Source organism: Tsukamurella pseudospumae (assembly GCF_001575205.1).
GTDB lineage: Bacteria > Actinomycetota > Actinomycetes > Mycobacteriales > Mycobacteriaceae > Tsukamurella > Tsukamurella pseudospumae.
Genome location: NZ_LSRE01000002.1, coordinates 134,258 through 146,675, shown reverse-complemented (window position 1 = coordinate 146,675; position 12,418 = coordinate 134,258). Strand labels below are relative to the sequence as shown.

Genomic DNA, 12,418 nt, shown 5'->3' with positions numbered 1-12,418 from the left:
GCAGCCGATTCCGGCTACGTGGTGCTGGTGGACTTCCCGGCGGAGTGCAGGTCGTTGCACGCCTCCACCACCCGCTCAGCCATCGACGCCTCGGCCTTCTTCAAATACGCGCGAGGGTCATAGGTCTTCTTGTTCCCGACCTCCCCATCGACCTTGAGCACACCGTCGTAATGGGCGAACATGTGCCCGGCCACCGGACGGGTGAACGCGTACTGCGTATCGGTGTCGACGTTCATCTTCACCACCCCGTACGACAGAGACTCCTCAATCTCCGACTTCAGCGAACCCGAACCACCATGGAAGACGAACGAGAACGGCTTGCTCCCCACCGGCAACCCCAACTTCTCCGACGCCACCTTCTGCCCGTCCCCGAGCACCGACGGCCGCAACTTCACATTCCCCGGCTTATACACACCATGAACGTTCCCGAACGTCGCCGCCAGCAGATAGCCCTCGGTGCCCAGCGCATCGACCGTCTTCGCGAAATCCTCATCCGAGGTGAACAGCTTGTCGTTGATCTCGTTCTCGACACCGTCCTCCTCACCACCGACCACACCGATCTCGATCTCCAGGACGATGTTCGCCGCCTTACACTTCGCCAGCAGCTCCTGCGCGATCTCCAGGTTCTCCTCCAGCGGGATCGCCGAACCGTCCCACATGTGCGACTGGAACAACGGATTCTGCCCGTTGCGGACACGCTCCGCGGAGATCTCCAGCAACGGCCGCACCAGGCCATCGAGCTTGTCCTTCGGGCAATGATCCGTATGCAGGGCCACCGTCACGTCGTACTGCGCCGCCACCACATGCGCGAACTCCGCCAACGCCACCGCGCCCACGACCATGTCCTTGACACCCAGACCCGAACCGAACTCCGTACCACCGGTGGAGAACTGAATGATCCCGTCACTACCGGCATCAGCGAAACCCTTGATCGCCGCATTGATCGTCTCGCTCGAGGTGCAGTTGATCGCCGGGTAGGCGAAACCACCTTCGCGAGCACGATCGAGCATCTCGCGGTAGGCCTCGGGGGTAGCGATGGGCATGGTGAATCCTCTCCGTGGATGCCGGGGCGGCAACCATCTGGGTTGATTGCGTTGGGGCCGTGGATCAGTGGTCGTCTTCGCCGATCCGGTGCACCCGGATCAGGTTGGTCGAGCCGACGGTGCCCGGCGGGGCGCCGGCGACGACCACGACCTGGTTGCCGCGCGCGTACTCGCCCAGTCCGAGTAGGGCGGCGTCGACCTGGGCGATCATCTGGTCAGTGCTGCTGACCGGGTCGACGAGGACGGTCTGGGTGCCCCACGACAGGGTGAGCTGGTCGCGGACCTGACGGTGCGGCGTGAACGCCAGCAGCGGCAGGTGGGTGCGGAGCCGGGACAGGCGGCGCACCGTGTCGCCGGACTCGGTGAACGCCGCGAGTGCGGCGACCTGGAGTCGTTCCCCGATGTCGCGGGCGGCGTAGGAGATGATGCCAGGCTTGGTCCGTGGCGTGTGGGCGAGGTCCTGGATGCGGATGGGCCCGCATTCGACCGCGCGCACGATGGTGGCCATGGTCCGGACGGTCTCGATCGGGTACTTACCCACCGACACCTCACCCGAGAGCATCACCGCGTCCGCACCGTCGAGCACCGCGTTCGCGACATCCGAAGCCTCCGCACGCGTCGGACGGCTGTTCTCGATCATCGACTCGAGCATCTGCGTCGCCACGATCACCGGCTTGGCGTTCTCCCGGGCGATCTGAATCGCGCGCTTCTGGACGAGCGGTACCTCCTCGAGCGGCAGCTCGACGCCGAGGTCGCCGCGGGCGACCATCACCGCATCGAACGCCAGGATCACCGCCTCGAGGTTCTCGATCGCCTCCGGCTTCTCCAACTTCGCGATCACCGGGATCCGACGACCCACACGGTCCATCACCGCATGCACCCGCTCGATGTCCGCCGGCGACCGCACGAACGACAACGCGATGAAATCCACACCCAACTGCAGCGCGAACTCCAGATCCTCGATGTCCTTCTCACTGAGCGCCGGCACCGACACGTTCATCCCGGGCAACGAGACGCCCTTGTTGTTCGACACCGGGCCACCCTCAGTGACCTCACAGACCACATCGTTGCCGTCCACCGACGACACCGTCAGACCGACCTTGCCGTCATCAACCAACAACCGGTCGCCCGGGCGGGCGTCCTGCGCCAACTCCTTGTACGTCGTCGACACCCGATCATGCGTCCCGACCACATCATCGACCGTGATCCGGACCGTCTCACCCGTCTCCCAGACGGTGCGCCCATCACCCGCGAACCGCCCCAGACGGATCTTCGGGCCCTGCAGATCCGCGAGGATGCCCACGGCCCGGCCCGTCTTGTCCGAGGCGGCACGGACCCGCGCGTAGTTCGCGGCGTGGTCTGCGTGCTCACCGTGGCTGAAGTTCAGGCGGGCGACATCCATGCCCTCCTCGACGAGAGCGAGCACCTTCTCCTCGGTTCCGACGGCAGGGCCCAGAGTGCAGACGATCTTGGTTCGACGAGTCACACGACGAAAGGTATGCACCGGCGATGGACGTGACAACCATCACGCCCATATGGGCATCAGGCGCGGTCCGCGGATTCGGCGGGCGCGACGCGCAGCAGCGAGATGGCGGTCTCCCGATCGGTGACGAGCGAGGTCACGACTCCGCTCATCAGGCTCGCGCGGATGGCCTCCACCTTCTGGTGGCCGCCGGCGATGGCGATGACCTCGTCGACCGCGGCCAGCTCGCGGTACGAGATCGCCAGCGTGCGCCCGCTGTAGTTGGTGCGCACCGGGCGCCCGGCGGCGTCGAACTGGATGGCGCAGAGCTCCGCGGCCACGCTGAGCGAATCCAGTTCCGCCCGTCCCTGATCCGACAGCATCGCGTACACCTGGGAGCCCGTCAGGTCCAGGCTCCCGACGGCCACCACGGCCACCGTGATCCGCTTCCACAGGTCCATCGCTGCGGCGACCCCCGGCTGCCGCGCGAGGGCAGCCTTCATCCGCTGATCCGACATGATCAGCGGCGCGTAGATCGGGTACTGCGGCCCGCGCGAGACCGAGGTCAACTGCCGCACCAGGTCGACGGAGCTGGCCTGGACGTCGCCCACCACCCCCGACATCTGGACGATGGTGCACGGCGGTAGGTCCCGGACGTGCTGCGCCATCGCGTCGAGGGTGCGCCCCCACCCGACGCCGAGCACATCCGTCTCGGTCACGACCTCGCTGAGCAAGTCGGCGGCGACCCGCCCGAGCCCGTGTCGCAGACCGTCGAAGTCGGTGAACGAGCCGGTGGCGACCAGTGCGCGGCGCAGCCCGTACGCCTGACGGAGCCGCTCGGAGAGATCCGCCTCGATCGCGGCGTCGGTGTTGATCTCGATGCGGACCAGGCCCGACTCGATGCACGCGTCCAGGATCCTGGCCACCTTGTACCGGGACAGCCCGTACTCCGCGCCGATCTCCATCTTCGACTTCCCGTCGAAGTAGAACCGCCGCGCGATCGCTGCGGCCCGGACCACCTCGGCCGGCCCCATGGACCCCATCAGTGCCTCCTCGTGGCGCCGGGGGACGGCCGCCCCGACCGCTCCAGCGTAGATCCGCGATGCCCGATTTCGCGCCCATATGGGCGCCCTCGTTGTCGAAACGTTCCGATCCCCGTCTGATGGGCGGGTACGACGAGGCCCGACGGCCCCGTTCCGGCGGCGAAGGGAAGAGCGAAGTGCGCATCGGAGTGCTGACCGGTGGTGGTGACTGTCCGGGGTTGAACGCGGTGATCCGGGCGGTGGTCCGCACCAGTGATTCGAGGTACGGGTCGGCGGTGGTCGGGTTCCAGGACGGGTGGCGCGGCCTGCTCGAGGACCGACGCATCCAGTTGTCCAACGACGACCGCAACGACCGGTTGTTGACCAAGGGCGGCACGATGCTCGGCACCGCCCGCACCCACCCGGACATCCTGCGGGCCGGGTTGGACCGGATCCGGCAGACCCTCGACGACAACGGCATCGACGTGCTGATCCCGATCGGTGGGGAGGGCACCCTGACCGCGGCGTCCTGGCTCGCCGACGAGGGCGTCCCCGTCGTGGGGGTGCCGAAGACCATCGACAACGACATCGACTGCACCGATGTCACCTTCGGGTTCGACACGGCCCTGACCATCGCCACGGACGCCATCGACCGGTTGCACTCGACCGCCGAATCACACCAGCGGGTGATGCTGGTGGAGGTGATGGGCCGGCACGCCGGCTGGATCGCCCTGAACTCCGGGCTGGCGTCCGGCGCGCACATGGTGCTCATCCCGGAGGTGCCCTTCGATGTGGAGGAGGTGTGCGCGTTGATCAAACGACGCTTCCAGCGGGGGCATTCGAGTTTCATCGTGGTGATCGCCGAGGGCGCCAAACCGGCGGAGGGCACGATGGAGCTGCGGGTCGGCGGGACCGATGAGTTCGGGCACGAACGGTTCACCGGGGTGGCGCACCAACTCGGGGTGGAGATCGAGAAGCGGATCAGCAAGGAGGTCCGCACCACCGTCCTCGGTCATGTGCAGCGCGGTGGTACCCCGACGCCCGCGGACCGGGTGTTGGCCACCCGCTACGGCGTCAACGCCGCCGACGCGGCGCACGCGGGGAAGTTCGGGCAGATGGTGTCGTTGCGCGGCACGTCCATCGGGCTCGTACCACTCGCGGACGCCGTCAAGCAGCTCAAGCGCGTCCCGCGGGAACGCTACGACGACGCCGCGACCTTCTTCGGCTGAGCCGAGCCGTCAGCCGATGACCTTGAGCGCGTTCCGGACCGCCGCGTTGACGGCGACCACGAGCGGTACGTTCACCGTCGGCTGCAGGCGCAGGGCCGACGGCGAGAGCGGCCCGCCGCCCATGATGACCGCTGCGGCACCGTCCTGGTCCACCGACTGCCGGACGGCCTCCCGCAGCGCCGCGTCCAGCCGGTCCGGGGACTTCACCAGCTCCGTCGCGTCGCCGGGCGTGACCCGCACGCCCCGGTACTGCCCCTCGACACCCAGCGCTGCGGCCTTGGCCCGGAAGGACTCGACGAGCGCAGGATCCGAGGTGACGGTGGCGATTCCGAACGCGCGGCCGCCCTGCGAGGCCTCCCGGAAGGCCTCGGTGCCGATGCCGAACACGGGGATCGTGAGCGCGTCGTCCAGCTCGGTCAGGCCCGGGTCGCTGAAGGCGGAGACCACGATGGCCGCGACGCTCGGGTCCGTCGCCGCCTCGACACCGCGCTTCAGCACGCCACGTGCCGCGGCGACCATGTCGTCCTGGGTCGTCAGGAGCGCAGGCACGCCCTCGTTGGTGACCCCGACGATCGTCGCGGCGCCGCCCGCCTCCGCGGCCGCCAGCTCCACCATCGAGGCGGTCGCGCTCGCGCTCGAGTTCGGGTTGATCAGCACGATCTTCTTCGCCGGCGCCGCGGCGGCCGACGAGCTCACAGCGGCACCGTCACCGCTGGTCGCGCACCCGGCGACCGCCATCGTCAGAGCGATGAACCCCGCCACCAGCCCGCTGCCCCGTACCGCCATGTCGCACCTCTCCGCCCGGCTCACGATCGAGCTCGATTCCGTCCTGTGGAATCTACACTCCGAATTCCGGACATACGGCAGAACGGTGGCACCCGCGCGGTCACACCTCGGGGAGGACGTGCGCACCGCGTCCCGGCCGCACCGCGGCCACCGTCGGGACGGGATGGCCCGCCCGAGCGACGAGCCCGGGCAATTCGTCCGCGATCCGTCGCGCAGCATCCTCCGGCGCCAGGGCGATGACGGTGCCGCCGAACCCGCCGCCCGTCATCCGGGCGCCGTGGGCGCCGAGGCCCACCGCGGTCGCGGCGATGAGGTCGATCGCGGGAACGGTGATCTCGAAATCGTCGCGCATCGACGCCTGCGAGGCGTTCATCAGCACCCCGAAAGCCGAGTGATCCGTGCCACGGAGGGCTGCCGCCGCGTCCAGGACGCGGCGGTTCTCGGTGAGAACATGTCGGGCGCGACGACGGATCTCGTCGTCCGCCAACCGTTCCCAGGCGTCGCCCGGCGCGTCCCGCAGCGACGCCACACCGAGCTGCGCCGCAGCGGCCTCGCACGCCTCGCGCCGGCGGCGGTACTCCCCCGCCGCGTGCTGGTGCGGCGTCCGCGAGTCGATCGCGAGCAGGACGTCGTCGCCCAGACGCATCGGCACGGGATCGACGGCGAGACTGCGGAAGTCGAGGAGCAGCGCCGTATCGTCCTCGCCGTAGAGGCTCGCCATCTGGTCGAGCAGTCCCGTCGGGGCACCCACGTACGCGTTCTCCGCGCGCTGGGCGACCCGCGCCAGCTCGGTCCGGTCCAGGCCGTTCGACGGTGCCAACGCCAGCAGCACCGCGCACTCGAGCGCGGCCGACGACGAGAGGCCCGCTCCCACCGGCACGTCCGAGCTCAGCCGCAGTTCGCCGGGTGGGACGTCGATCCCGTGGTCGCGGAGCGCCCACACGCAGCCCGCCACATACGCGGCCCAGCCGCCGACGCCGTGCGGGGTGGTGTCCAGCGGGATCACGACGGTCCCGCGCTCCTGCGCGGAGGACACCTCGATCGTGGCGCCGGACGGCGCACCGTCGAACTCGGCGACAGTTCCGACCTGCAGGGCGATGGGCAGCGCGAAGCCGTCGTTGTAGTCCGTGTGCTCGCCGATGAGGTTCACCCGCCCGGGGGCGTAGGCGCGCACCGTCATCCGATCACCGCACGCAGCTCGTCGGCGATCGCTTCGGGCGTCTTGTCGGTGACGAAGGCGTCACGCCCCGACTCGGACCCGGCGAGGTACTTGAGCTTGTCCGCGCTGCGGCGGATCGAGAACAGCTCGGCGTGCAGGTAGCCCTCGGGCTCGTCGGTCCGGTACTGGTGCCACGACGCGATGTACGGCAGCGGCGCATCGTAGAGGGCGTCGAAGGCCCGCAGCAGCGTCAGGTACACCGCGGCCAGGTCGTCCGCCTCGGCATCGGTGATCTCGGTCAGGTTGCGCACGTGCCGATTCGGGTACACGTGCACCTCGACGGGCCACTTCGCCGCGTAGGGCACGAACGCCGTGGTGAGGTCCGTGCGCACGAGTATCCGGTCACCGTCGGCGATCTCGGACGCGAGGACCGCCTCGAACAGGTCCCGCCCGTGCTCGCGCCGGTACTGCGCGGCGGTGCGCACCAGAGAGGCGGTGCGGCGGGTCCGGAACGGGTAGCCGTAGATCTGCCCGTGCGGGTGCGTCAGCGTCACACCGATCTCCTCGCCGCGGTTTTCGAAGCAGTAGACCTCCTCGATGTCGCTGCGCGCGAACAGTTCCGCCGTGCGATGCGTCCAGGCGTCGAGCACCAGCCGGGCCCTGCGCTGCGTCAGGCCGGCGAAGGAGCCGTCGTGATCGCTGGTGAAGCAGACCACCTCGCACCGGCCCAGGCCGGGCCACTGCACGCGCAGCGGATCCGCCTGCGGGAAGTCGTCCGCCACCCATCCCTCGGGCGTGGAGAGCGAGGGGAAGCGGTTCTCGAAGACCACGACCTCGTAGTCCTCGGCGGGGATCTCACTCGACAGCCCGGCGGGATCGGGGTCGAGCGGGCACATGGTCCGCGGCGGCTTGTAGGTCCGCTCCTGCCGGGCGGGCGCGATGATCACGTTGTCGCCGGTCGTGGGGTCGCGCCGGACGGTGGTGGTGGGCACCGTCGGGCGGGGCGGCAGGTCCCGGCGATCCGTGCCGACGAGCGGCGCGCCATCGGACGAGAAGAACAGGATCTCGCGGCCGTCGGCGAGCCGGGAGGCGAACGGCGCCTGCATGTTCCGAATCACGCTGCACCGCCCGGGGCCAGCGTCAGCGGGATCACCGCGGCCAGGCCCTCGCGCGCCGCGCGTGGCGTCCCCGAGTCCATGATCAGCCCGTCGACGTCGGCGAACCGGGCGAACAGGTGCGCTCCGATCTCGCCGAACTTGGTGTGATCGGCGAGCAGCACCGTCGAGCGTGCGCTCGCGATGAGGCGTCGATTGGTCTCGGCCTCACCGATGTTGGGCGAGGTGAAGCCGGCGACCGGGTCGATGCCGTGGCAGCCCAGGAAGGCGAGGTCGCACCGGACCCGCTCGAGCATCGCGTTCGCGACCGGCCCGACCAGCGCGTCCGACGGCGTCCGCTGCCCGCCGGTCAGCTGCACGGCCGCGGCCACCGTCGGGTCGCCGTCCGCATCGTCGTGGTCGGGGTCGGTGAGTGCGTGGAAGATCGAGATCGAGTTGGTCACCACGGACACGGCGCGGCCCCGCAGCAGGCGCGCAAGCTCGACGGTGGTCGTACCCGCGCCGACCGCCACGGTCATGCCGTCCCCCACCAGGTCGACGGCGGCCGCGGCGATCGCCCGCTTCTCGGCGGTGTCGCGCACGGCCTTGAGCGCCGAGCGGGGTTCGACGCCACGACCGGTGGAGCCGCCGGAGCGCACCGCGCCGCCGTGCACCTTCGTGAGCTCGCCCGCCTCCTCGAGACGGTCCAGGTCGCGGCGGATCGTCATCTCCGAGACACCCAGCTCCACGGCGAGGTCCATGACGCGTACAGCGCCCGTGGCCACCGCCGCCTCGAGGATCACCCTGCGTCTCTCAGCTGCCAGCACGCCGCGAACCTATCAGCGCCCAGACCGCGAAGGCAGCGGCCACGAGCACCAGGGCACCTCCGACCCACAGGTTGCCCGCGCTGCCCGCGGACATGTCGGCGCGATCGGGCGTGTGCTGGAAATGTTTCGCGCCCGCCTCCGCGAAGCCCGGCGCGATACCGGCGACGAGGAGGAGCACGCCGTAGATGCCGAGCAGGGCGGCGATGATGGCGCGGATGTCGAAGAGGAGGGCCAGGATCGAGCGTTCCGCCTTCTCCGCGGGGGCCGAGCCGGTGTCGTCGTTCGTCATTGTTGTCAGCTCCTCGTCAGTGGAAGATCAGGCCGAGTACGGCGGTGACGGCGAGTACCGCCACGCCGAGGGGTACCGGGCGGGCGTACCAGGCCGCCGCCGCGTCCGCGTCGCCCCGCAGCGTGCTCCGGTCGGTCGCGGAGTAGACGAAGCCGGCCAGTTCCGCCTCGGGCTTCGGCGCGGTCACCGTCGAGACGAGCACCGACACCACGATGTCCACGATGAATGCGGCGGACGCCGCGATGAACGGCATGCCCTGGCCGGGTAGGTCGATGACTCCCACCTCCTGCAGGACGAACACCGTGACGGCGGAGAGGGTTCCGGCGACGAGGCCGACCCAGCCGGCCGTGGGTGTCATCCGTTTCCAGAACATGCCGAGCAGGAAGGTGGCGAACAGCGGCGCGTTGAAGAACCCGAACAGGGTCTGGAGGTAGTCCATGAGGTTCGAGTAGCCGGCCGCGATGGTCGCGGTGCCGATGGCCATGACGACCGCCGCGACGGTGGCGATGCGCCCCACGCGGATGTAGTAGCCGTCCTCGCGGTCCTTGACCACGTACTGCTGCCACAGGTCGTAACTGAAGACCGTGTTGAACGCCGAGACGTTCGCCGCCATGCCCGCCATGAACGACGCGATGAGGCCCGCGACCGCCACACCGAGGAGGCCGTTGGGCAGTACGTCGCGCATCATCAGCAGGATCGCGTCGTTGTAGGTCACGCCGTCGGCTGCGCCCGTGGTCTTGAGGTGCATCATGTCGCCGATCATCGCGGCGCAGATCATGCCCGGGACTACGACGACGAAGGGGATGAACATCTTCGGGATGGCGCCGATGATCGGAGCACGGCGCGCCGCCGACATCGAGTTCGACGCCATCGCACGCTGCACCTCGACGAAGTTGGTGGTCCAGTAGCCGAAGGACAGCACGAAGCCCAGGCCGAAGACGATGCCCACCACCGACCACACGGGCGAGGAGAAGCCGCTCAGGGCCTGGCCGGGCCAGGTGTGCAGTTGCTGCTCGACGGTGGCCGTCACCGTCCCGTCGGGCTTGGCGGTGTCGATGATCTTGGCCTTGAGGCCGCTCCAGCCGCCGACCTTGATCAGGCCGATCACGGTGAGCGGCACCAGTGCCGCGAGGATCACGAAGAACTGCAGGACCTCGTTGTAGATCGCCGCCGACAGGCCGCCCAGCGCGGTGTAGGTGAGCACGACCGCTGCCGCCACGATCAGCGACACCCACCGCGGCCACCCCAGCACCGCGTTCACGACGGTGGCGAGCAGGAACAGGTTGACGCCGGCGATGAGCACCTGGGCCACCGCGAAACTGAGCGAGTTCACCAGGTGCGCACCGGTTCCGAACCGGCGGCGCATGAACTCGGGGACGCTGCGCACCTTCGAGCCGTAGTAGAAGGGCATCATCACCAGGCCGAGGAAGACCATGGCCGGGATCGCGCCGATCCAGTAGTAGTGCATCGTCGACAGCCCGATCTGGGCGCCGTTCGCCGACATGCCCATGATCTCGACCGCGCCGAGGTTCGCGGAGACGAAGGCGATGCCGGTGACCCAGGCCGGGAGGCGTCTGCCCGAGAGGAAGAAGTCGAGGCTGGAGGCGACCTGTTGCCGCGCCAGGTAACCGATACCCAGCACGAACACGAAGTAGATCGCGACCAGCACGTAGTCGAGCATTCCGACGTTGAGTCGAAGCGCACCATCGGCGAGGAGCATCACGCCTCCATTGGTCTTACGGACGAATTCTCACGAAATCTAACAGGCTCGCACATCGTCGACGAGCGTTTCTGTCATTTTTCGTTCGGAATCGTCACGCGAAGAACCTCTGCTCCCCCGCCTCCGCCCCCGGTCCGGCGAGCAGCGAGCTGTCCTCAAGGTGCGTGCCGAAGTACGTGGCCTCCGGATCCCGGACGACGGTGCGCCCGTTCCCCTGCTCGGCGTACATCCGGCGCACCAGCTCGTCCATCGGGTAGACCTCCGGTCCCGTGACCTCGACGATGCCGCCGACCGGTTCGGCGAGGCCGGCCCGCACGACAGCGTCCGCCACGTCGTCCGAGGCGATCGGCGCGATCCCGGCGCCCGGCAGGCGGGTCTCATCGCCTACGGTGCCGCCGTCGGCGATGCCCGCCACGAACTCGAAGAACTGGGTCGCCCGCACGATCGTGAAGGGCACGTCGCCGGCGCGGATCAGCTCCTCCTGCTTCATCTTCCCGCGGAAGTAGCCGCTCTCAAGCAGGCGTTCGGTCCCCACCACGGAGAGCGCGACGTGCCGGCGCACGCCCGCCTGCCGCTCTGCGGTAAGCAGGTTGGTCGTGGACGCGGTGAAGAACGCCAGCACCTCGTCGTCGCCCCACGCCGGCGCGTTGGCCACGTCGATCACCGCTTCCGCGCCCGCCAATGCCGCGTCGACCCCCTCGCCTGTCACGGCGTTCACCCCGGTGCTGGGCGCCGCGGCCACTGCCTCGTGACCGGCCGCGGCCAGCCGCGCCACCACCTTCGACCCGATCAACCCCGTGCCGCCGATCACCACGAACTTCGCCATCTCATGCCCTCTCGATCGAGCCCGAACCGCTCGGGCCTTCACAACAAGGACCGGACAGCACGTCCCGCTGTGACCGTCGGGCGAAACCCGTCCGGCGAGATCCGTCAGGAGAATCCGGTCAGCTTCTCGGCGTTCATCACCCACATCAGCCGGGTGAGCCCGTCGTCGGAGGCCGTCGGGCACAGCAGGGCCACCGGCGCACCGTCGACCTCGAGGACGCCGGCGGGCAGCCCGTTGGCCTCGACGATCCGCGTCGACATGCCGTCCAGGAACCGCGTGGAGAAGCCCGCCACGAACCTGGCGACGGCGTTGTCGCCGACCACCGGGCGGCGGGCCGCGCGGCGCGCACCGCCACCGTCGGTCTCGCTGACGACGTCCGCGACCAGCACCGCCTCCAGGCCCGCGACGTCTCCCGACCGCGCCGCGGCGAGGAAAGCCTCGAGGAGCTCCCGCACGCGCTCGCGGCTCGTGGTGGTGCGCCGCTCCCCCGCGACCTGGGTGCGGGCCCGGCTGACGAGTTTGCGCACCGTCGGCTCCTGGCGCTGCAGGATCTCCGCGATCCGGTGATAGGGGTGATCGAAGGCCTCGCGCAGCACGTAGGCGGCGCGCGCCTCGGGCGAGAGTCGTTGCAGCACATGCACGACCGCGAGCTCGAGCGCCTCGGACCGCTCGGCGCCCAGCGCGGGGTCGGCGGCGGTGTCCACCGGCGTGGGGAACCACTCGCCCACGTACTGCTCCCGGCGCGCCCGCGCTGATTGTGCGAGGTTGAGCGCCAGCCGGGTCACCGTGACGACGAGGAAGGCCTCGGGATCGCGCGCCTCACCCGCGGCGCGGTGCCACCGGAGCCAGGCGTCCTGCACCACGTCCTCGGCGTCGGGCGCGGAGCCGAGCACGCGGTAGGCCACCCCGAACAGTCGCGGCCGCAGCGCCTCGAAAACGGCGTCCCGGTCGGTCATCCGGC

General features: G+C 69.5%; 12 protein-coding genes. 1 reads left to right on the top strand and 11 read right to left on the bottom strand.

Going from position 1 to position 12,418, the window contains the following annotated elements; all coding sequences use genetic code 11:
• Positions 1-14 precede the first annotated feature (14 nt).
• The 3 genes from fbaA to AXK61_RS02905 form a co-directional block, all read right to left on the bottom strand.
• A complete protein-coding gene (fbaA, locus tag AXK61_RS02915; RefSeq protein ID WP_068743716.1) occupies positions 15-1,043 on the bottom strand; it encodes a class II fructose-bisphosphate aldolase in 1,029 nt (342 codons plus the stop codon).
• 64 nt (positions 1,044-1,107) lie between these two features.
• Positions 1,108-2,529, bottom strand: a complete 1,422-nt coding sequence (gene pyk, locus AXK61_RS02910) for a pyruvate kinase (RefSeq protein WP_068743715.1) — start codon at positions 2,527-2,529, stop codon at positions 1,108-1,110.
• Between the two features lie 56 nt (positions 2,530-2,585).
• Positions 2,586-3,548, bottom strand: coding sequence for a sugar-binding transcriptional regulator (locus AXK61_RS02905; protein ID WP_068743713.1), 963 nt, complete (start codon positions 3,546-3,548; stop codon positions 2,586-2,588).
• A 176-nt stretch (positions 3,549-3,724) separates the two neighbouring features.
• On the opposite strand from AXK61_RS02905, the gene AXK61_RS02900 reads away from it, so the two are divergent.
• Complete coding sequence (locus tag AXK61_RS02900; RefSeq protein WP_068743888.1) at positions 3,725-4,756, top strand: ATP-dependent 6-phosphofructokinase; 1,032 nt, start codon at positions 3,725-3,727, stop codon at positions 4,754-4,756.
• Positions 4,757-4,765: 9 nt separating this feature from the next.
• On the opposite strand, the gene AXK61_RS02895 is transcribed toward AXK61_RS02900, so the two are convergent.
• The 8 genes from AXK61_RS02895 to AXK61_RS02860 form a co-directional block, all read right to left on the bottom strand.
• Entirely contained in the window at positions 4,766-5,542 is a 777-nt protein-coding gene (locus AXK61_RS02895) for an aspartate/glutamate racemase family protein (RefSeq protein ID WP_197466731.1), read from the bottom strand.
• Positions 5,543-5,642: 100 nt separating this feature from the next.
• Positions 5,643-6,722, bottom strand: a complete 1,080-nt coding sequence (galK, locus tag AXK61_RS02890) for a galactokinase (protein ID WP_068570846.1) — start codon at positions 6,720-6,722, stop codon at positions 5,643-5,645.
• Positions 6,719-7,807 carry a galactose-1-phosphate uridylyltransferase gene (galT, locus tag AXK61_RS02885; RefSeq protein ID WP_068570865.1) on the bottom strand — a complete coding sequence of 363 codons (1,089 nt, stop codon included), beginning with the start codon at positions 7,805-7,807 and terminating at the stop codon, positions 6,719-6,721. The genes galK and galT overlap by 4 nt, the downstream gene beginning before the upstream one ends.
• Before the next feature lie 8 nt (positions 7,808-7,815).
• Complete coding sequence (locus AXK61_RS02880; RefSeq protein WP_068570844.1) at positions 7,816-8,622, bottom strand: DeoR/GlpR family DNA-binding transcription regulator; 807 nt, start codon at positions 8,620-8,622, stop codon at positions 7,816-7,818.
• A complete protein-coding gene (locus tag AXK61_RS02875) occupies positions 8,609-8,911 on the bottom strand; it encodes a hypothetical protein (protein WP_068570842.1) in 303 nt (100 codons plus the stop codon). Before AXK61_RS02875 ends, AXK61_RS02880 begins: the two co-directional genes overlap by 14 nt.
• 16 nt (positions 8,912-8,927) lie before the next feature.
• A complete protein-coding gene (locus AXK61_RS02870; RefSeq protein WP_068570840.1) occupies positions 8,928-10,631 on the bottom strand; it encodes a sodium:solute symporter family protein in 1,704 nt (567 codons plus the stop codon).
• A 94-nt stretch (positions 10,632-10,725) separates the two neighbouring features.
• A complete protein-coding gene (locus AXK61_RS02865) occupies positions 10,726-11,457 on the bottom strand; it encodes an SDR family oxidoreductase (protein WP_068570838.1) in 732 nt (243 codons plus the stop codon).
• A gap of 104 nt (positions 11,458-11,561) precedes the next feature.
• Positions 11,562-12,413 carry a sigma-70 family RNA polymerase sigma factor gene (locus tag AXK61_RS02860; RefSeq protein ID WP_068570836.1) on the bottom strand — a complete coding sequence of 284 codons (852 nt, stop codon included), beginning with the start codon at positions 12,411-12,413 and terminating at the stop codon, positions 11,562-11,564.
• Between the last annotated feature and the right edge of the window lie 5 nt (positions 12,414-12,418).

Excerpts from the sequence above, each read along its gene's own strand:
- fbaA (WP_068743716.1), bottom strand. The coding sequence starts at position 1,043 with ATGCCCATCGCTACCCCCGAGGCCTACCGCGAGATGCTCGATCGTGCT.
- AXK61_RS02905 (WP_068743713.1), bottom strand. The coding sequence starts at position 3,548 with ATGGGGTCCATGGGGCCGGCCGAGGTGGTCCGGGCCGCAGCGATCGCG.
- AXK61_RS02895 (WP_197466731.1), bottom strand. The coding sequence starts at position 5,542 with ATGGCGGTACGGGGCAGCGGGCTGGTGGCGGGGTTCATCGCTCTGACG.
- galK (WP_068570846.1), bottom strand. The coding sequence starts at position 6,722 with ATGACGGTGCGCGCCTACGCCCCCGGGCGGGTGAACCTCATCGGCGAG.
- galT (WP_068570865.1), bottom strand. The coding sequence starts at position 7,807 with ATGCAGGCGCCGTTCGCCTCCCGGCTCGCCGACGGCCGCGAGATCCTG.
- AXK61_RS02875 (WP_068570842.1), bottom strand. The coding sequence starts at position 8,911 with ATGACGAACGACGACACCGGCTCGGCCCCCGCGGAGAAGGCGGAACGC.
- AXK61_RS02870 (WP_068570840.1), bottom strand. The coding sequence starts at position 10,631 with ATGCTCCTCGCCGATGGTGCGCTTCGACTCAACGTCGGAATGCTCGAC.
- AXK61_RS02865 (WP_068570838.1), bottom strand. The coding sequence starts at position 11,457 with ATGGCGAAGTTCGTGGTGATCGGCGGCACGGGGTTGATCGGGTCGAAG.
- AXK61_RS02860 (WP_068570836.1), bottom strand. The coding sequence starts at position 12,413 with ATGACCGACCGGGACGCCGTTTTCGAGGCGCTGCGGCCGCGACTGTTC.